Annotated in this window: 17 protein-coding genes and 1 riboswitch; of the genes, 13 read left to right on the top strand and 4 right to left on the bottom strand. The window is 51.6% G+C overall.

Annotated elements, in window-relative coordinates; translation table 11 throughout:
• Nucleotides 1–114 precede the first annotated feature (114 nt).
• The 10 genes from V8F51_RS19510 (at nt 115) to V8F51_RS19555 (ending at nt 8,458) form a co-directional block, all read left to right on the top strand.
• Complete coding sequence (locus tag V8F51_RS19510) at nt 115–1,128, top strand: ThiF family adenylyltransferase (RefSeq protein ID WP_337102071.1); 1,014 nt, start codon at nt 115–117, stop codon at nt 1,126–1,128.
• An 18-nt stretch (nt 1,129–1,146) separates the two neighbouring features.
• Nucleotides 1,147–1,764 (top strand): thiamine phosphate synthase, encoded by a 618-nt coding sequence (gene thiE, locus V8F51_RS19515; RefSeq protein ID WP_337102072.1) that lies wholly within the window; start codon nt 1,147–1,149, stop codon nt 1,762–1,764.
• Nucleotides 1,765–1,777: 13 nt separating this feature from the next.
• On the top strand, nt 1,778–1,975 hold the full coding sequence (thiS, locus tag V8F51_RS19520) for a sulfur carrier protein ThiS (protein WP_337102074.1): 198 nt from the start codon (nt 1,778–1,780) through the stop codon (nt 1,973–1,975).
• 3 nt (nt 1,976–1,978) lie between these two features.
• Nucleotides 1,979–2,758: a thiazole synthase gene (locus tag V8F51_RS19525; protein WP_337102076.1), complete on the top strand. Its 780-nt coding sequence runs from the start codon at nt 1,979–1,981 to the stop codon at nt 2,756–2,758.
• A 27-nt stretch (nt 2,759–2,785) separates the two neighbouring features.
• On the top strand, nt 2,786–3,904 hold the full coding sequence (gene thiO, locus V8F51_RS19530) for a glycine oxidase ThiO (RefSeq protein ID WP_337102077.1): 1,119 nt from the start codon (nt 2,786–2,788) through the stop codon (nt 3,902–3,904).
• An 8-nt stretch (nt 3,905–3,912) separates the two neighbouring features.
• The gene (gene thiD, locus V8F51_RS19535; protein ID WP_337102079.1) at nt 3,913–4,767 is read left to right on the top strand and encodes a bifunctional hydroxymethylpyrimidine kinase/phosphomethylpyrimidine kinase; all 855 of its coding nucleotides are present in this window, start codon (nt 3,913–3,915) and stop codon (nt 4,765–4,767) included.
• Between the two features lie 139 nt (nt 4,768–4,906).
• Nucleotides 4,907–5,072: riboswitch (cyclic di-AMP (ydaO/yuaA leader) on the top strand.
• Between the two features lie 120 nt (nt 5,073–5,192).
• Entirely contained in the window at nt 5,193–6,077 is an 885-nt protein-coding gene (locus V8F51_RS19540; RefSeq protein ID WP_337102081.1) for an ABC transporter ATP-binding protein, read from the top strand.
• A gap of 6 nt (nt 6,078–6,083) precedes the next feature.
• Nucleotides 6,084–6,881 carry an ABC transporter permease subunit gene (locus tag V8F51_RS19545; RefSeq protein ID WP_337102083.1) on the top strand — a complete coding sequence of 266 codons (798 nt, stop codon included), beginning with the start codon at nt 6,084–6,086 and terminating at the stop codon, nt 6,879–6,881.
• A 27-nt stretch (nt 6,882–6,908) separates the two neighbouring features.
• Nucleotides 6,909–7,703: an ABC transporter permease subunit gene (locus V8F51_RS19550; RefSeq protein ID WP_337102084.1), complete on the top strand. Its 795-nt coding sequence runs from the start codon at nt 6,909–6,911 to the stop codon at nt 7,701–7,703.
• 47 nt (nt 7,704–7,750) lie between these two features.
• Complete coding sequence (locus tag V8F51_RS19555; RefSeq protein ID WP_337102085.1) at nt 7,751–8,458, top strand: DNA alkylation repair protein; 708 nt, start codon at nt 7,751–7,753, stop codon at nt 8,456–8,458.
• 330 nt (nt 8,459–8,788) lie between these two features.
• Here the strand turns inward: V8F51_RS19555 and V8F51_RS19560 are convergent, their stop codons facing one another.
• From V8F51_RS19560 to V8F51_RS19570, 3 genes are all read right to left on the bottom strand, one after another.
• A complete protein-coding gene (locus V8F51_RS19560; RefSeq protein WP_337102086.1) occupies nt 8,789–10,564 on the bottom strand; it encodes an ABC transporter ATP-binding protein in 1,776 nt (591 codons plus the stop codon).
• Nucleotides 10,551–12,326 (bottom strand): ABC transporter ATP-binding protein, encoded by a 1,776-nt coding sequence (locus V8F51_RS19565; protein ID WP_337102087.1) that lies wholly within the window; start codon nt 12,324–12,326, stop codon nt 10,551–10,553. The genes V8F51_RS19560 and V8F51_RS19565 overlap by 14 nt, the downstream gene beginning before the upstream one ends.
• 615 nt (nt 12,327–12,941) lie before the next feature.
• Nucleotides 12,942–13,496, bottom strand: a complete 555-nt coding sequence (locus tag V8F51_RS19570; RefSeq protein WP_337102088.1) for a YdeI/OmpD-associated family protein — start codon at nt 13,494–13,496, stop codon at nt 12,942–12,944.
• Nucleotides 13,497–13,657: 161 nt separating this feature from the next.
• Here V8F51_RS19570 and V8F51_RS19575 point away from each other — a divergent pair, with 161 nt between their 5' ends.
• Together V8F51_RS19575 and abc-f are read left to right on the top strand one after the other, a co-directional pair.
• Nucleotides 13,658–13,801: a hypothetical protein gene (locus V8F51_RS19575; RefSeq protein WP_307206274.1), complete on the top strand. Its 144-nt coding sequence runs from the start codon at nt 13,658–13,660 to the stop codon at nt 13,799–13,801.
• 101 nt (nt 13,802–13,902) lie between these two features.
• Nucleotides 13,903–15,807, top strand: coding sequence for a ribosomal protection-like ABC-F family protein (gene abc-f / locus V8F51_RS19580; RefSeq protein WP_337102090.1), 1,905 nt, complete (start codon nt 13,903–13,905; stop codon nt 15,805–15,807).
• A gap of 74 nt (nt 15,808–15,881) precedes the next feature.
• Here abc-f and V8F51_RS19585 read toward each other — a convergent pair whose 3' ends face one another.
• Nucleotides 15,882–17,246, bottom strand: coding sequence for a dipeptidase (locus V8F51_RS19585; protein ID WP_337102091.1), 1,365 nt, complete (start codon nt 17,244–17,246; stop codon nt 15,882–15,884).
• Between the two features lie 205 nt (nt 17,247–17,451).
• Here V8F51_RS19585 and V8F51_RS19590 point away from each other — a divergent pair, with 205 nt between their 5' ends.
• Entirely contained in the window at nt 17,452–19,410 is a 1,959-nt protein-coding gene (locus V8F51_RS19590) for a glycoside hydrolase family 127 protein (protein WP_337102092.1), read from the top strand.
• Nucleotides 19,411–19,443: the final 33 nt, after the last annotated feature.

The following is a 19,443-nucleotide window of genomic DNA, read 5'->3' on the forward strand; positions in this document are numbered from 1 at the left end:
GAGATTATAAGTTTCACTCTTATACTTACGCCTATATTTCACCGCGAAACGAATGCTACACGCCGCCATAGGACGGTGTTAGCCGTTTACGCTTGAACAAAGGAGTTAAGGCAGGTGGACGAACGATATTCGAGACAAATGCTGTTTGCGCCAATCGGCGAAGCCGGGCAGCGGAAGCTGGCGAGCAGCGCGGTATGTATTGTGGGAATGGGCGCATTAGGCACGGTGCTCGCCAATCATATGGTCAGAGCCGGTGTAGGCTTGGTGCGTTTTGTGGATCGGGATTACGTGGAACGAAGTAATTTGCAGCGGCAAATGTTATACGATGAAGATGACGTGTTGAACGGTTATCCGAAGGCCGTTGCGGCGGAGAAGAAGCTTCGCAAAATCAATTCGGATGTCCGTCTCGAGGCGATAGTGGCCGATGTCACCGTCCATAATATCGACTCTTTGCTTATGGACATGGACTTGGTGCTGGACGGCACGGATAATTTCCAAACAAGATTTCTATTGAATGATGCATGCTTCCGTATGGGCATTCCGTTCACGTACGGCGGCGCCGTCAGCTCGCGGGGAATGAGCGCCATTCTAGTCCCAGGCCGTACCCCTTGTCTGCGATGCTTCCTTCAATCCGCGGATGCCGGCGGGCAAACCTGCGATATGATCGGCGTCATATCTCCCGTAGTCGATATCGTCGCTTCCTATCAGGCAGTAGAGGCGCTGAAGTATTTGGTCGACGCGAATGACAATAGACGCAACAGCTTAGTCACGTTTGATGTATGGAATAACCGCTATTATGAAATGAAGCTTGGAGAGCCTACGATTAACTGTCCTTGCTGTCAGTTGAAGGAATATCCCGCCCTGGACAAGTTCGACCGGGACTCGGCGATTTCCTTATGCGGGCGAGGCACGGTGCAGATTGCCGGGAGCGGACCGATGGATTTGGAGCTTTGGCGACATAGGCTGGAGCCTGTATGCGTAAAGATTATGGTAAATCCTTATTTGCTAAAGGCAGAGCTGCAAGGCGGCGAACAGCTTGTGCTGTTCCCCGATGGCCGCGTATTCGTTCAGGGGACGGATGACTTGGTTCGGGCGAAAACCTTGTATGCCCGTTATATCGGATCATAAATAGGAGGGATATCGAAGATGAGGGATTTCCGTTTGTATGCAATAACAGGAGAGCAATTCCATCCGAATCGGGATTTGATCGAGGTCATGGAAGAAGCGATCCAAGGCGGAGTGGATATTATACAGCTGCGGGACAAAACAAGCGCCAAACCGGAGCTGCTGCGCAAAGCTAGGGCGCTTAGGGAATTAACCCGCAAGCATGGCGTAACCTTTATCGTCAACGATCATATCGATGTCGCGATGGAGGTTGATGCGGACGGCATTCATCTAGGACAGGGTGATGTATCCTTATTGGATGCAAGAAAGATCGTAGGCGACAAAATCATCGGTATTTCCACGCATGCGCTTCAAGAAGCATGGCTGGCACAGCAACAAGGCGCGGATTATATTGGCGTCGGTCCCGTATACCGCACGGCGACTAAAGCGGATGTCGTCGACCCAGTGGGCGTCTCGTATGTACGCGAGGTAACACAGCATATCCGCATTCCTTTCGTCGCTATTGGCGGGATTAAACTAAATAATGTGGATGAAGTCATTGGAGCGGGAGCGACGCGGATTTGCGCGGTGAGCGAGATTGTCGGGAGCAGCGATGTCAAAGGGACTTGCGAAGCGTTCCTGAGCAAGCTGAACAAATAGGAGGACACAGCACGTGGAACTTATAATCAATGGATTAAAGCAGGAACTGGACGCACGCACGATTCAAGATGTCATTGAGCATTTTGGATTGGCAGGAAAGCCGGTTGTCGTAGAAGCGGGCGGCGTTGTGCTGAAGACGGAACAATGGGCGGATACGGAAGTTCATCACCGGATGCCGATCGAGCTCGTACATTTTGTAGGAGGAGGCTGACGAATGAAACACGACGTTCTGCGTATAGGCAACCATGAATTAACATCGCGCTTTTTCATCGGTACCGGACTGTTTCCCAATCCATACGTTCAGATGGAAGCGATCAAAGCTTCGGGTGCTCAAGTATTGACCTTTGCCATTCGGCGAATAAACCTCGAGTCCACGGAGGATGATTCGATCCTTCAGCATTTGCAGAATGAGCCATACACCTACCTGCCGAACACATCCGGCGCGCGAACGGCTGATGAAGCGGTACGCATCGCCCGGTTGGCGCGCGCTTCCGGCTTGAGCGATTGGATCAAAGTAGAGATTAGCGCGAATGAACGCACGCTGCTGCCGGACCCGATCGAAACGTTGAAAGCTACGGAAATACTCGTCCGAGAAGGCTTCACCGTTCTTCCTTATATATCGGACGACCCTATTATATGCAAGCGTCTGGAAGAGGCCGGAGCTGCGGCAGTCATGCCGGGAGCAGCACCGATCGGCACGGGACTTGGGATTCTTAATCCTTATAACCTTGGTCTAATCGTTGAGGAAGCGAAAGTGCCGATCATTGTGGATGCCGGTCTTGGTTCAGTGAGCGATGTAGCCCAGGCCATGGAGCTCGGAGTATCCGGCGTATTGATGAATACGCCCGTAGCGAAAGCGACCGACCCGGTCGGCATGGCGGAAGCGATGAGAATGGGGATTGAAGCCGGAAGGCTAGCGTATCTATCCGGAAGGATCGATAAGAAGCGGTATGCGTCGGCAAGCAGCGGGTTCGAGGAATATAAGCTGAAATAATTACATTAACGAAAGCTGGTTCGCGAGATGAAACAAAGCATATTGGTCATGGGCGGGGGAGTCATCGGTTTATCCTGCGCGCTGGAGTTGCAGAGGCGGGGACATCAGGTAACGGTGCTGGAAATCAATCGCTGCGGAGGGCAGGCTTCCGGTGCGGCCGCCGGCATGCTGGCGCCTTATTCCGAGAATGTCGAGAGCCCGGATGCCTTCTTCCGATTTTGTCTGCAAAGCCTGCAGCTATACCTGGAGTGGCAACAAATGGTGAAGCAGGTCTCGGGACGCAATTTCGAATATACCAACTCTGGCAGTCTCTATATTGCCTACCATGAGGCGGATTTGCTAGCCCTGGAAGGCAGGCTGCTATGGCAGCAGCAGTTCGGATCCTCCGGCAGCATACTGGAGGGAGAGGCTTTATTCGCTCTCGAGCCTAATTTGTCGAGGAACGTACGGGCAGCTCTTCATACGCCGGAAGAGAGCCATCTCTACGCGCCGCATTATGTAATCGCTCTGGAGCAAGCTTGCCGATTAACAGGGGTCGACATTCACGAGAATTTAGGCAAGCTGTCCGTCAGCGAATGGCGGGACGCCATTGTCGTTCAGTCAGCGGATCAAAAGAGGTTCAGCGGAGACAAACTGCTTGTATGCTCCGGAGCATGGGTGCAGGAGCTTGCCGATACGTTCGGCATCCGCATTCCCGTATACCCGATCCGAGGCCAAATTTGTGCTTATGAGGCAGACGAGAAGCCTGTTCGGCATATGGTTTTTAGCAATCAGGGTTATCTAGTAGGCAAAGAAAACGGTACGTTGGTATGCGGAGCTTCGGAGGATGTTGCCGGCTTCGATACTTCGGTGACGGACAAGGGGATCGACAGGCTGAGGAAATGGAATAAACAAGCGTTTCCTTTCCTTGAGCAGCGGACTCCCTTCCACCGATGGGCGGGGCTGCGTCCTTCCACCCAGGACGGCCTTCCTTTGATCGGCACGCTGGGAGAGGCCGGACATGTGGCATTCGCGGTCGGTCATTACCGCAACGGCATTCTGCTTAGTCCGGCTACCGCCAAGCTTGCTGCCGATTGTCTGGAAGGCAAGGATACAGCCGAATATAATCAAGCTTTCTCACCGGAACGGTTTGGAAGAAGGGGTTGAGCGTATAGATGGATACTTATTCAAGACAACAGGTTGCAAGGGCTTTAACGATCGCAGGCTCCGATAGCGGCGGCGGGGCGGGCATACAGGCCGATCTGAAAACGTTCCAAGAGCTTGGCGTCTACGGCATGTCCGCCATTACGGCAGTGACTGCTCAGAATACCCTCGGGGTACATGGCGTATATCCGATGAGCACGGATGCGATCATTCAGCAGATTCTCACGGTAGGCAACGATATCGGAGTGGATGCCGTTAAGACGGGCATGCTGTTCAGCAGCGAAATCATCGTTGCGGTTGCCGAAGCGATCCAGACTTTCGGATGGACGAAGGTTGTCGTGGATCCCGTCATGGTAGCCAAGGGCGGCACCGTCCTGCTGCAGGAAGAGGCGATTCGCGCTTTGACGGGCAAGCTATTGCCGCTTACGGCAGTCGTGACGCCAAACCTTCCGGAAGCGGAGCAGCTTACGGGCAGCCCGATTCGGAGCAAGACGGATAAAGAAGAAGCGGCGAAGCGGCTAGCCGGCTTCGGCGCCCGGTATGTCATCATTAAAGGCGGTCATGACGAAGGAGAGCAAGCGGTGGACTTGTTGTTCGACGGCCGTTACTTTACCGAGCTGGCGGGCAAACGGATAGCGACAAGGCACACGCACGGTACGGGATGCACGTTCTCGGCCGCGCTTACGGCCGGCCTCGCCCGGGGGCTGGACGTCGAGAGCGCCATGCGGGAGGCCAAAGCTTTCATTCAAGCGGCGATCGGGGACGGAATCCATATCGGCGGCGGCCGCGGTCCAACGAACCACTGGGCGTACAAGCGCAGCCAATCGTCTACCTCCATGCTGTCAAGCGAAAACGCAAGCAAATAATGGCATTTCTTTCGATAATAAATGCTACTGCCCTTTTAAGCCGATGCCATCCAAATATGGAATCAAAAATCAGCTTAAACCCTCCGAATTTCGGTTTTACTTTGCATAAGGATGGGCGTATGATTTGTTCAACAACTAAATGAGTCAAACGCTAAATTCCCGAACCGGGAAACGGGGGAACCAACCGAAACCATTCCAATGGTTTCATGGGGTGAATCCTTTCGCTTGCCTTAGCAAGCATGAGGTAGGGCACTCTCAAGCCCGAATCCGACAGCTAACCTCGTAAGCGTATTGTGAGAGAACCGCGATCGTGCCTTGCATAGGCTCGTCTTTTCGTTATGCAAGAAGTCCGAGAGTAGAGTGTCTCTGCTCTCAGGGCTTTTTTTTGTTGCGTAAAAGCATAATATCCGCGAGGAGGCTGACCCATGAATGCGATCGAAATTCATAATCTGACCAAAACGTACGGCAAAGCAAGAGGAATAACGGACATTAGTTTTTCCATCGAACAGGGAGAAATCTTTGGTTTTATCGGACCGAACGGGGCAGGTAAATCTACGACGATCCGAACGTTGCTGTCTCTCATCTATCCGACAAGCGGCAGCGCGGCTATTTTCGGCAAAGACTGCATCAAATTTGCTCCGGAAATCAAAAGGGAAATCGGATATTTGCCGTCGGAGGTTTTTTATTACGACAATATGAAGGTCGCAGATCTGTTATATTATTCGGCCAGCTTTTACAAAAAGGACTGCAAAAAAAGAATAAAAGAATTGGTTGAAATCATGGATCTGGATATCACCAAAAAAATCGACGACCTGTCTCTGGGCAACAAAAAGAAGGTGGGCATCGTTCAAGGGCTGCTCCATAGCCCCAAGCTCATCATTCTAGACGAGCCTACCAGCGGGCTTGATCCGCTCATGCAGCAAAAGTTTTTCGAATTGCTTGAAGAAGAAAATAAAAGAGGGGCCACGATATTATTTTCATCACATATATTAAGCGAAGTTCAGCGGCTATGTAATCGAGTTGCGATTATAAAAGAAGGTAAGATCGTTACGGTCGAAAAAATCAGTACGTTAAAAGAAAACAACTATAAAAAGTTTACGGTAGAAACGTCGGAACAAATCGAGCGCGAATACTTCAATATCACCGGCGTGAACCATATTGCGGCGAATGGGAATACGACGAGTTTTTTATTTAAAGGCAATATCAATCTGGTAATGAAAAAAATAGCCGAAATCGAAATCGAGAACCTGTGGATCGAAGAGCCGAGCCTTGAGGAAATCTTTATGCATTATTACGAAAAAGGGGTCTGATCGGCGATGAATATGTTTGTGCATGAGTTGAAGGCGTACAGAAAATCGATGCTCGTATGGACGTGCTCCTTAATTGGCATTCTGATCTTGCTCATGTCGCTTTTCCCTGCCGTTTCAAAGGACATTGACGAATTTTCCAAAGTGCTGGAAGGGTATCCGGAGGGCATCAGAAAAGCGCTCGGCATTGAAATCGAAAGCATGGGGACGATTCTCGGCTTTTATGGTTATATTTTCATGTACATTACGCTCGGTGGCGCTATTCAAGCAATGATTCTGGGAACGTCGATCGTCTCCAAGGAGGTTCGCGACAAAACGGCAGACTTTCTCTTGACGAAGCCGGTATCGCGTACGCAAATCATGACCTCCAAGCTGCTGGCTGCGGTCGTTTCCTTATCGGTAACGAATGCGTTTTATCTTATTGCGGCTAATCTCATTGCCGTTCAGGTGAAGACGGTTGAGTATAGCGGGAAACTGTTCTTTATGATTTCAATCACGCTGTTGTTTATACAGCTTGTTTTTTTGGCCATAGGCATTATCGTATCCGTCGTTTTTCTTAGAATAAAAGCCGTGCTATCCGTTTCGCTCAGTACGGTGTTTGCCTTTTTCGTCATCGGCATGCTCGTATCGGCGGGCGATGAGGGGACCAAACGTTATTTGTCTCCCTTTAAATATTTTGAACCCAGAACTATTATCGAAAGCGCCAACTATGAAGCTCCCTTTATTGCAGCGGCAATCGGAATCATTGTGGTTTGCATCGCCGCCAGCTATGTCGTCTATTTGAAAAAAGATGTTCATGCTGTATAAGCGAATACGAAGAGGAGGGGTACAACATTGAATATTTTCGTTCGGGAATTGAAATCGTACCGGAAATCGATTATTTTTTGGAGTATCGGCATCATTCTGCTGGTCGCCAGCGGCATGAATAAATATGAAGCAACGGCATCCGGCGGACAGCTGGACAGCGTGATGGATGATATGCCTAAGGCACTCAAGGCGTTAATGGGGTCAGGGGATTTAGACTTGTCCAAAGCTAGCGGTTATTATGGTATTCTGGTCGTATACTTTTTGTTGATGGCAACGATTCACGGGGCTATGCTCGGAGCAAATATAATCGCAAAGGAAGAACGGGACCGAACGGCGGAGTTTCTATTTGCCAAACCGGTATCGAGGACTGCCGTCGTTACGGCGAAATTGCTGGGCGCGTTGGCCAATATCCTCCTATTGAATATCGTGACCTGGGCGTCGAGCGTCGCAATCGTCGGGAACTACAGCAAGGGTGAAGCTGTAAATGGCGATATTGCCATCGTCATGGCGGGTATGCTTCTTTTGCAGCTTCTCTTTCTGGTTATAGGAACCGCCATCGCGGCCGCATACGCCAATCCCAAGAAGGCAGCTTCGCTTGCAACCGGCATCCTGCTTATTACGTTCATTCTGTCGATTGCAATCGATCTGAACGATCAACTCGAAACGTTGAGGGTGTTCACGCCGTTTAAGTATTTCGAAGCCAAAGACATCATGTACGGCGGGGGATTGAATATCGTATTCGTTCTCTTATCTATCGTTTTGATTGCAGTTTTAACCGTAATAACGTATATCTTATTTAAGAAACGCGATTTGCATGTTTAAGAGATTTATAAATGGTAATACCTCTATAAAAAAGGAAGTGTCGAACGATGAATTTAGAAGAGGTTATGCAGGAGCTTGAAGCGCTCGGCAAGGAACGAATGAAGAAAATGTACATTTCTAATGGCGCGCACGAGCCGCTCTTCGGCGTCGCTACGGGCGCTATGAAGCCTATTTTCAAAAAAACGAAAATCAATCAGCCTTTGGCTGAGCAACTGTACGCCACAGGGAATTACGATGCGATGTACTTCGCTGGTATCATTGCCGATCCCAATGCGATGACGGCAGCGGATTATGATCGCTGGATGGACGGCGCTTATTTTTATATGCTGTCCGATTTTGTCGTTTCGGTTACGTTGGCGGAAGCGGATATTGCGCAAGAGGTTGCCGACAAATGGATCGCAAGCGGCGACGAGCTGCGAATGTCGGCGGGCTGGAGCTGTTACTGCTGGTTGCTGGGCAATCGGAAGGACAGCGAATTCGACGAAACCAAATTAGCCAATATGCTCGAGCTGGTGAAAAATACGATCCACGATGCTCCCGAACGCACGAAATATTCGATGAATAACTTCATGTACACGGTGGCGATATCCTATGTGCCGCTCCATGAGAAGGCGACTGAGATTGCAGAATCGGTAGGCCCTGTGGAAGTCAGTAAAGTCAAGAAACCGACCAAGCTCATACACGCTTTGGCTAACATCCAGAAGGAAACGGCAAAAGGGAGGGTTGGGTTCAAACGCAGACATGTAAGGTGTTAAGCGCCGGCTGCGATCGAGCTCCGTTTTCGGGTAATGCGATTTAGAGGCTGGCTGACGATTTGTATGTTTTTTCGTACAATACGCTGACCCGATTCGCCGTCCTGTCCACTTTGTACGATTTTTCATATAAAAGACGACTCTTAAACCCGTTGCTAGCTCGTATTGTATGATTTATCGCACAAATCAACCGTTTGGACACCATTCCCTAGGTGAATTGTAAGATTTTTCGTACAACCTTCCAATGCACGCAATAGTAGATGTTTGAACCGAAAAAGCCGAGAGTCCTTGTAAATAAGGATTCTCGGCTTTTTTGCGCCCAGCTCAGGAGGCTTACGCCTCCATCTTCTGAGCGGAGTGCAGCTTATAGTAGCGACCCCGAAGGGCCATTAGCTCGTCATGCGAGCCGGATTCGGCAATGCCTTTGTCGGCTACGTACATGATCCGGTCGCAGTTCTTAACGGTGGAGAGACGATGCGCGATAATGAACGAGGTGCGTCCTTTGAGCAATTCGTTCAAGCCCCGCTGAAGCAAGCGCTCGGTCTGGGCATCGATGGATGAAGTAGCCTCGTCCAATATAAGGATGCGCGGATTGGCAAGCAGCGTGCGGGCGAACGAGATGAGCTGACGCTGACCTTGCGAAAGCTTCGAACCCCGTTCATTAACTTCCGTCATATAGCCTTTCTCGAACTCGCGAATGAACTCGTCGGCGCATACGGTTTTGGCAGCGGCGATAATCTCTTCTTCGGTGGCGTCGAGCTTGCCGTAACGGATATTGTCCATAATCGTGCCGGAGAAGATGAAGCTGTCCTGCAGCATGATGCCCATTTGACTGCGCAGCGACTTCAGCTTCACTTCCGATATATCATGGCCGTCGATAAGAATCTTGCCGCCCGTCACGTTATAGAAGCGCGAGATCAGATTGACGACCGTCGTCTTGCCGGCGCCTGTCGGACCGACGAGGGCGATGCTTTCGCCGGCTTGAATATCGAAGCTCAGATTTTCCAGCACATTGTGGCCTGGATCATAGGCGAAGGTCATATCGTCGAACGTTACCCGTCCTTGGATAGGCGGCAGCTCGCGTGCCTTCGGAATGTCGCTCACGGTTACCGGCTCATCTAGCGTCTCGAAGATCCGTTCGAGATAAGCCACGGCGTTGATAAAGCTGTTATATAAGTTGGATATGCTCAGGATCGGCTGCCAAAAGCGCGCGGCATAGCTGCTCATGGCGAGTATGACGCCGAATGTAACCTCTGCTGGTCCCAGCGACAGCAAGCCGACGAAGAAGATGGCCGTCGTCACGATGGCCGCCAGGTTGTCTACCGAGAACGGGATTAGGAAGTTGAAATACATCGCTCTCATCCACGTATTGCGGTAATTGTCGGACAGACGGGTCATCGTGCCTTCGTTATGCTTCTCGCGGGTAAAGATTTGGGTGACGCGAATGCCGCTGATGCTCTCCTGCATGTATGCGTTCATATTGGAGCTTTTGTTGGATACCGCTTGCCACGCCCGGCGCTGCTTGGTCTTAATGAGCAGCATGATGCCGAGGAAGATGGGCAGGCCTCCGAGAATGACAAGCGATAGCTTAGCATTAACGGCGAACATAAACGCTCCGATGAAGAGCAGGTTCAAGATTTCCAAGATAAAGTTGATGATGCCGTTGGACAGCACATCCGATACCGAGTTGACGTAATTGACGACCCGGATGAGAATCTTGCCTTGTGGACGGTCGTCATAATATTGGAACGGCAGCTCCTGCAAGTGCTTGAACAGATCCGTGCGGATATCAAAGATGATATCCTGTCCGACACGGGTCATAATGCGCGAGCGGATCGTGGCGAGAATGACGCTGACGACAATCGTGGCAAGCGTCAGAGCCGACAACCAGATAAGCGACTGTTTGTCCTTCGCGGGAATAGTCACATCGATGACATGCTGGATGATAAGCGGCGCAGATAGGGCGATGCCCGCAGACAGGGCGCTCAGTATGAAAGCAATAATCATCGGTTTTTGGTGGCGCCTGATATAGACAAGCGCCCGCCGGAAGTGTCGGATGTCAAAGGGGGACTCCAAATTCTCGTCGATGTCGAATTTATTTCTGGCCATGAGTAGTCACATCCCTTTCAATGCCCTCATTCTGCAGAATGAACACGTCGTAGTAATAGCCGCGCTTCGCCAAAAGCTCGGCATGCGTACCTTCTTCAATGACGCGGCCGTTGTCTAGAATCAGAATACGGTCTGCCTGCGCCGTCGTAGACACGCGCTGGGCGATTATGATCTTTGTGCAGGAGAAGTCCAATTCCCGCAAGCTCTTCTGAATATGCTCCTCCGTCTCAAGGTCGACGGCCGAAGTCGTGTCGTCGAGAATGAGGATAGGAGGCTGCACGGCCATGGCGCGTGCCAAAGCGATGCGCTGCTTCTGTCCGCCTGACAAGCCGACGCCGCGTTCGCCGACGATCGTATTATAGCCGTCGGGCATCTTGCCGATGAAGTCGTGGGCGGCGGCGAGCTTCGCGAACCTCGTCACTTCCTCCTCCGGCATATCCGGATTACCGTATGCGATATTGCCGTCTATCGTATCGGAGAACAGCAGGACATCCTGCGTGGCTACGCCGATATTGCCGCGAAGCTCATCGAGCTCCAGCTTGCGCACGTCGATGCCGTCTACAAGGACGCTGCCCTTCGCTACGTCATAGAAGCGCGGAATCAGATTGATTAGCGTTGTTTTGCCGGATCCGGTTGCGCCCATAATGGCAATCGTCTCGCCCGGCTCAACGGTAAAGCTGATATCCTCAAGCACCGTTACGTTGTCGTATTTGAAGCTTACGCGGTCGAATTGGATGCGGCCCTGGTAACGTCGCTTATCAACCGCGTTGTGCTTGTTGACGATGTCAGGATGCGCGTAATAGACATCGATGATTTTGTTAAGGCTTGCAAAAAATCGCTGAATGTCATTAATGATAATGCCGATGTTGCGCATCGGGTTGGACAGTCCCCATATGAGCGCGGAGAAGGCGGAAAATTCACCGAAGGTGATGCGCCCATCCATGATGAATAGACCTCCTGCAAGCATAAGGATTACGCTGAATGCTTGGGAGAACGTTTCCAGGTACGGGAAGTAGTCAAGCCACACCATAGCCGCGGTCTTGTTCGCTTTGGCGTAGCTGATATTTTTCTCCGTAAATTTCTGAACCTCGAATTCTTCTCTAGCAAATGCCTTGACGACGCGATTGCCGGCGATATTTTCCTGAGTGGTCGTATTCAACTGCGAGAGACGTTCCCGTAGGTCGACATACATCGGGCGGACGCGTCTGGCGAAAATAAAGGCCACGATAAAAATCGGCGGCGACAGAAGAAGCAGCCACAGAGTCAGCTCGACGTCAATGAAGAAGAAATAGACGACGGCCGCTGCGAACACGGTCAGCGATTCGATGATCGTCTTGATGATCCACGCCAAGGAGTGTCTCACCATATCGAGATCGCCCGTCATCTTGGTCATCAGGTCTCCCGTGCGGTTGCGGTCGTAGTACTTCATGTCCTGGCCTTGAATTTTGTTGTACAAATAAATTCGGACGCGGTAAAGCATGTTCTGTGATGCTCGTTCATACATGATGGTCGTAAAATAAGCCAGTCCCGTGCGGAGCAAGGAAAAGCCGATCATGCCGAGGCAAAGACCGATCAGCAGCGCCTTCTCGCGCGATAGATTTTGCATGGCATTGTCGCCTGCGATAAACGTATCGACAATGCGTTGACCGATGTACGGGTTAATAATGGTGAGCGAGGAGCCAACGACAGATAGGCATAACGCAAGAATATACCGTACACGATCTCCTTTTAAATTGAGCCATAACCACTTGAATTGAAACATCTGATCACCGATTTCTGTAAGTTTCTAGATTCTGAATTTCGGAGTGAAAAGCCCCCCCTGTTCATGGATGGGTTGCATCCAATCGAACTGAGACGGCTCCTCTTGAATATTACTATGGAAATTATAACATGTGAATTGGAAATATTGCGGAACTATTTTTTTATATTTAATTGATACAAATTTATATGACAATGATATATATCTAAGGGTGAATAGATGCAAAAACACTAATTTGGAGCAGAAAAATGTTAATTTTTATTGCCAACCATACCGTCCATGAATCCTTTTGGGTGATTGGCGCCGCCGGTCGTTGCATAATGTGCAACAGAATGGGGGAAATGGGCTGTTGAAGAGGGCCTCGTTGCACAATATGCAACGGAATTGGCTCAGAACAGGCAAAATAGAGACTTCATAGGTCTATCTGTTGCATAAAGTGCAGTGGGGATGGTCACTTGGAGCACGAGCGGGTCGTTCTGTTGCATAAAATGCAACGAGATCAGTATTAACAGGATATACAGTCATCAAATAAACCCTGATCGTGTTTAATCAGGGGGCAAGCCATGTTCTCACCGTTAGACACAACGACAGTATTTTTTATCAATGAAAAAACAGCCGCTAATACTGAATAAGTCTCTCCTTATCATTCCATTGCCCGTACATTTTATTGTTTCGCGTGTGCTCGATAAATTTGGTTAACCGGTTCTGGAATAAGGCTGCGTCATGGCGCACGGACTGGATATTGTCGATGCGAATGCGCTTATAGAGATCGGGCATGCCTTGAAAGTTCGCATAAAGCACTTCGTCCTCGCGTAATAGGGCCCATATATCTTCATGGACAACGAAGGCTTCAGCGCTCATGTCGGGCAGCACTTTGCGCCCTGCCTCCGTCATCAGCCCGAGCTTTTCCAAACGGCGGACGCGCTCTTTGTTGAGCTCCGTCCAATTGCTCTTTTTTCTGCGAGGGGAGAATCGTTGCGCCGTCTTCTTGTCGTACATTTTTTTGGTGCTGTCAATCCATCCGTAACATAACGCTTCTTCAACGAAATCGACGTAGTTTGAGGAATAATCAGCTGTAAGCACCCAACAATAATCTTCCGCTTGGTGATTATCGTTTAGCCAATTTCTCCAGTCTTGCCGGTTGTCTGCCCGTACGATGTTATCAATAATCATGGTTTCGATCACCTTTCATGAAGTTTAGCATAGTAAGTAATAATGTTAATACCATTGTAACCCGTCATGTCTGACAACAGTATGTCAGTGTTCAGCTGCGCTTGCTATCGCGCCTTGGGTTATGATAACTTAGAATTACGAATATGAAGGGGGTGAGGTAGGTGAATCACGAAATGGCCAACAACCGTATTAGCCAGCTGCCGATTGCAACGGCTGGCATTGTTCATGCGTTTTCCGCGAACGGGATCAGTCTGTCCAATTACGATCATACGTTTGAACCATTCGCGAGAAGACGCCTACCTTAACCACAACGGATTGTTTTTAGCATCCAGAGGGTCGCGGGCTTGTTGCCGCGGCCCTTTTTTTGTACGCGAGGAGGGTCTTCATCCAACAGGAGGCTCTTAAAATGATAATTGTTAACGTTCAACAAATAAAAAAATACCATGCGGCGAACCTTGTATTGGACGGGGTGACGCTACAGCTTCAAGAAGGAGAAAAGGTTGGCTTGATCGGCTGCAACGGCAGCGGGAAATCGACGCTGCTTCGGCTAATTTCGGGTCATGACGGAATCGACGAGGGGATGCTGACCGTTAAGAGGGATTTGCGTATCGGCTACCTGCCGCAAATTCCTGCGGAATTCGAGCAGCTTACCGTATATGAGGTGCTCGCTTACGGATATCGCGAGCTTATCGGCACGAAGCGGGAAATGTCGGAGCTGGAGCAGCGAATGTCAAGCTCCGATGCGGCATCGAATCCAGCGCTGCTGGAGGGATTGCTGGAGGCTTACGCCTTGGCGCAAGAGCGCTACGAGCGAGGCGGCGGATATGACATGGATACGGTTATCGCTCAAGTGGCGAGCGGATTGCAAATCGACCGCCGCAATGACGGACGCAAGTTCGGCAGCTTATCGGGCGGCGAGAAGACGCGCATTGTGCTTGCGTCCCAGCTTGTCGTTCGTCCGGCCTTGCTGCTGCTGGATGAGCCGACGAATCACCTGGATCTCAAAGGTATCGAGTGGCTCGAGCAGTTTCTGCAGCGTTACGAAGGCGCATGCGTGATCGTGTCGCATGATCGTTATTTCCTCGATGCCATGGGGACAAAGATGATCGAGCTGGAGGATGGCGAAGCGCATACGTACCTCACCAACTACAGCGGTTATATAAAGGAGAAGGAAGAGCGTCTTATGCAGCAGTTTGCTCACTATCAAGAGCAGCAGAAGGCGATCAAAAAAATGAAAGAAACGATTCGACAGCTGGAGGAATGGGGGCGCATCGGAGGGAACGAGAAGTTTTTCAAACGGGCAGCTTCGATCCGTAAAGCTTTGGATAGAATGGAGACAGTGAAACGTCCCGTCTTGGAGCGGAAAACGGCGGATTTCGAGCTGTCTCCTCTTGAACGATCCGGTCGCAAGGTCCTCGCATTCGAAGGCGTGACGAAACAATTCGCAGGGAAATCGATACTGAACGGAGCAGAGGGAAGTCTGATGTACGGCGAGAAGGTTATGCTGCTCGGAGACAACGGATCGGGAAAAACGACGCTGTTCAAGCTGCTTCAGAACGTCATGGATCCGGATGGAGGCAAGGTGGAGCTGGGAGCGCGCGTGGAAATTGGTTATTTGGCGCAGCAGGAGCCGGTTAGCGATCGTAAGCTGACGGTGCTGGATTACTTCCGCATCGAGGGAGGCATGGAGGAAGGGGAGGCGAGAAGCGTGCTGGCGCAATATTTGTTCTATGGCGCCGACGTATTCAAGCCGCTGCACATGATCTCGGGAGGCGAATGGTCGCGACTGCGCTTAGCCTTGCTCGTAAGGCGAAAGCCGAACCTGCTTCTGCTGGATGAGCCGACGAATCATCTTGATGTCGCCTCTCGTGAAGCGCTTGAGGAAGCGCTGGAGCAATTCCCGGGCACGATATTGGCGATTTCGCATGACCGGTATTTCATTAATCGTCTCGCGAAGCGCGTCTGGGAGCTGGAGCAAGGCAAGATTGCCACTTATCTTGGCAATTACGATGACTATAGAGCGAAACGCGGCGAAAGGCAGGTATCGGCACCCGTACAGCTGCCGAAGGAAGCCAAAGGGCCTCATGGCGGCGGCTCGGACCGCCAAAACGAACGAAGACGCGAGCAACTGGAGCTCGACATTGCTGCCATGGAAGAGGAACTGGCTCTTGCGGATGAAGAGCTGCACCGGCTCGATATCAGCGGCGATGCCGCAAGCCTTGAAGCCAAATGGCATGACAGGGAAGCGTTGCAAGCGAAGCTGGATACGATTATGGCTTCTTGGCTGGAGCTGTCGGACTCTAGTCATTGACTTAGAACCGAGAAAGGACCTCGGCCTCCACATTGACAGTGGAGGCCGAGGTCCTCTTGCGTTGTAACGGGATATTAAAGCTGCTTCAAGAACGTTACGATCGTAAGCAAGCCTTTGTCGAAGTTCTCGAGATTGAAATGCTCGTTCGGCGCATGCAGGTTTTCGTCCGGAAGGCCGAAGCCCATCATGACGACGGGAGCTTGCAGGATGCGGGAGAACGTCTCGACGATCGGAATCGATCCGCCGTCCTTCGTGAACAGCGCGCGAGTGCCGTACACTTGCTCATAAGCGTCCGCTGCCTTTTGCAGGATGGGATGCGTAGGATCCATATTGAACGCCGGAGCTTGCTCGCCGCGCCGAATAATCAGCTTCGCGCCCGGCATGACGCGGGCTTCCAGATGCGCCGTAATACGATCAAGGGTGAGAGCGGGATCCTGATCGCCGACAAGACGGCAGGTGATTTTGGCATGAGCCTCCTTCGGGATGACGGTTTTTGTGCCTTCGCCTTGGAAGCCGCCGTAAACGCCGTTCAGCTCGAGCGTTGGCCTTGCGCCTGTCCGCTCAACGAAAGAATAGCCTCCTTCTCCGTAAAGGGCTTCGAGTCCAAGATTGCTTCTTAACTGTTCTTCATCGTGATTTTGCTTGCGAAACTCATTGCGCATGTCCGAGGAAAGCTCAGGCACGCCTTCGTAGAAGCCGTCAACCGCGACGCGTCCTTGATCGTCGTGCAAGGAAGCGAGCAGGGATACGAGCGCGTGAAGCGCGTTCGGAACGCCGCCGCCGAATGTGCCGGAATGCAGGTCGGTATTGGCGGTCGCGATCGCGACTTCAAGCGAGCAAAGTCCGCGCAAGCCCGTCGAAATAGCTGGTTTCTCCGGTGCTAGAAGCGAGGTGTCGGATATAAGCACAACATCCGAAGCCAGCTTGTCTGCATTTTCCTTCATAAATGCGGGCAGATTCGCGCTTCCGATCTCTTCTTCGCCTTCGATGCAAATTTTCACGTTTACCGGAAGCCCGTTTTCTTGCTCCAACAGCGCTTCAATCGCCTTCATGTGCAGGAACAGCTGTCCTTTATCATCCGTTGCGCCGCGCGCATACAGCTTGCCATCGCGAATGGTCGGCTCGAACGGAGGCGTATCCCAGAGATGCAGAGGGTCAACGGGCTGCACGTCATAGTGACCGTAGACAAGCACGGTCGGTTTGCCGGGCGCGCCTATATGCTCCGCGTATACGATCGGATGGCCTTTCGTGGCAACGATCTCTACCTTCTGCAGACCGGCTTTCTCCAATTTGGCAGCCACCCACTTCGCGGCGTCGATCATATCGTTCTTATGCTCGGACAATGCCGAGACGCTCGGTATCGTTAGAAATTGTTTGAGCTCGTCTAGGTGCTGCTCTCTTTTGTTCCGGAAATAGCTTTCATAGCTCGCGTTGCTCACGGCATAAACCTCCTCGTTCATTATTCCTTTAGTATACCTGTTCGGATAGGCAAGTTAAACTTGTCGCGAAACGAGACGCTTGCTAAGCATCGATAAAAGTCGGTTTTATCTACCAATTGTGTTGTTTTGACGGACTGACACGGGTCTTCGCCGCATGATAACTTGAAAGAGTCAGGCATACCATGTACGGCGGAGGGATGAACCGATGAGAAAGATGAACCCGGTCGCAGTCTCGAAAGCGGCCATTAATGATCGATTTTGGAGTCCAAGGCAGGAGCTGGTACGGGACGTCGTCGTGCCCTATCAATGGGAGGCGCTTAATGATCTTATCGAAGGCGCGGAGAAGAGCGGTACGATAGCCAACTTTCGAGCTGCTGCGGAAGGCAGGCAGGGGGAGCATCACGGCTTTGTTTTTCAGGATAGCGATTTGGCAAAATGGCTGGAGACGGTCGGCTTCGTGCTTCAGCAGGGCCGCGACGAAGAACTGGAGAAGCTGGCGGATGCCGCAATCGAGCTGATCGGCAACGCCCAGATGGATAACGGTTATATCGGCACCTATTATCAGCTTCAAAAGCCGGGGGAGCAATGGGAGAACGTAAGGGACGACCATGAAATGTATAACGCAGGTCACTTCATGGAAGCTGCGGTAGCTTATTACGAAGCGACTAACAACGCCAGAATACTCGATATCATGTGCAAATTCGCGGATCATATCGTAGAGACGTTCGGACCGCGCGAGGGGCAGCTTCCCGGCTATTGCGGACATCCGGAAATAGAGCTTGCCCTGGTCAAGCTCTACAAGCTGACCGGTAATCGGTCGTATTTGGAAACGTCCCGTTTTTTTGTAGAGGAGCGAGGCCGAGATCCGAAATACTTCGACGTCGAGCTGGAGAAAAGGCTTGCCGCCGGACGCAAGGAACGCGTCGATCGCCGCCCGATGGACTACTTCCAGTCGCATGCGCCGATCCGCGAGCAAGGGACGGCGGACGGACACGCCGTGCGCGCCGTGTATTTGTTCGCCGGAGCGACGGATATCGCGAGCGAATACGGGGATGAATCGCTGCTATCCGCGGTCAAGTCGCTATGGGACAACGTCGTGCAGCGCCGAATGTATGTGACAGGCGGAATCGGCTCTTCGGATTATTACGAGGCGTTCTCGTTCGACTACGATTTGCCGAGCGATCGCGCCTATGCCGAGACCTGCGCAGCGATTGGCTTCTTGAACTGGGGGCAGCGCCTGCTGCAGATTGAGGCGGATTCGCGCTACGCCGATGTCATTGAGCGAGTGCTCTACAACGGCCTGCTAAGCGGCATTTCGCTGGACGGTCGAAGCTATTTTTATGTCAATCCGCTGGAGGTATGGCCCGTCGTTAGCGGGCGGAGAGACGATATCCCGAGCGCGAGAACGCGCCGGCAGCCTTGGTTCGGCTGCGCATGCTGCCCGCCGAATATCGCGAGGTTCATTGCCTCCTTGAGCAGCTATATTTACTCCGTGAACGAGAATGAGCTGTATGTACATCAGTACATCGGTAGCCAAACGGAGCAGATATTCCAAGGGAGCAGCATCGCCGTCCGCCAACAGACGGAGTATGCTTGGACGGGGAGCGTTAAGCTCGAGATTACCGGCGGTCAGGCGGAATTTGCGCTTGCGCTCAGGCTTCCTTCATGGTCGCAGCGTACGGTCATTCGCTTGAACGGCGCCGTGATTGCAATCGCTGCCATTACCGAGAAGGGATATGCCAAAATTCAGCGAATATGGAACGAAGGCGACATCATCGAGATGGAGCTGGACATGAGCGTCGCACTCGTACGTCCGCATCCCGAGCTCCGGGAAGCAAGCGGCAAAACCGCGATTCAACGCGGACCTATCATCTATTGCTTGGAGGAAGCGGACAACGGAGCCAATCTTCGCGATCTGCAGCTTTCCTCGGAAGCGGCATTCGAAGGGGCGTTCGTTCCGGATCTGCTGGAAGGCGTATATAGGCTGGAATCGAACGATGCATGGCGGACGTCTTATGATGAGGTGTCCACCGAGCTGTACACGACAAAGCGTTATGCCAAGCAACATGCGAAAGCCGTATTCATTCCTTATTATGCTTGGGCCAACCGTGAGGAAGGCGAAATGACGGTTTGGATACGGGAAAGAGAAAGCGGATTACAATAGAGAGCCTTCAAACCGAAAGGGAGGCGGACGACG

Origin of the sequence: Paenibacillus sp. YIM B09110, from assembly GCF_037167145.1 — a bacterium.
Classification (GTDB): domain Bacteria; phylum Bacillota; class Bacilli; order Paenibacillales; family Paenibacillaceae; genus Pristimantibacillus.

Excerpts from the sequence above, each read along its gene's own strand:
- thiE (WP_337102072.1), top strand. The coding sequence starts at position 1,147 with ATGAGGGATTTCCGTTTGTATGCAATAACAGGAGAGCAATTCCATCCG.
- V8F51_RS19525 (WP_337102076.1), top strand. The coding sequence starts at position 1,979 with ATGAAACACGACGTTCTGCGTATAGGCAACCATGAATTAACATCGCGC.
- thiO (WP_337102077.1), top strand. The coding sequence starts at position 2,786 with ATGAAACAAAGCATATTGGTCATGGGCGGGGGAGTCATCGGTTTATCC.
- thiD (WP_337102079.1), top strand. The coding sequence starts at position 3,913 with ATGGATACTTATTCAAGACAACAGGTTGCAAGGGCTTTAACGATCGCA.
- V8F51_RS19540 (WP_337102081.1), top strand. The coding sequence starts at position 5,193 with ATGAATGCGATCGAAATTCATAATCTGACCAAAACGTACGGCAAAGCA.
- V8F51_RS19545 (WP_337102083.1), top strand. The coding sequence starts at position 6,084 with ATGAATATGTTTGTGCATGAGTTGAAGGCGTACAGAAAATCGATGCTC.
- V8F51_RS19555 (WP_337102085.1), top strand. The coding sequence starts at position 7,751 with ATGAATTTAGAAGAGGTTATGCAGGAGCTTGAAGCGCTCGGCAAGGAA.
- V8F51_RS19560 (WP_337102086.1), bottom strand. The coding sequence starts at position 10,564 with ATGGCCAGAAATAAATTCGACATCGACGAGAATTTGGAGTCCCCCTTT.
- V8F51_RS19565 (WP_337102087.1), bottom strand. The coding sequence starts at position 12,326 with ATGTTTCAATTCAAGTGGTTATGGCTCAATTTAAAAGGAGATCGTGTA.
- V8F51_RS19570 (WP_337102088.1), bottom strand. The coding sequence starts at position 13,496 with ATGATTATTGATAACATCGTACGGGCAGACAACCGGCAAGACTGGAGA.
- abc-f (WP_337102090.1), top strand. The coding sequence starts at position 13,903 with ATGATAATTGTTAACGTTCAACAAATAAAAAAATACCATGCGGCGAAC.
- V8F51_RS19590 (WP_337102092.1), top strand. The coding sequence starts at position 17,452 with ATGAGAAAGATGAACCCGGTCGCAGTCTCGAAAGCGGCCATTAATGAT.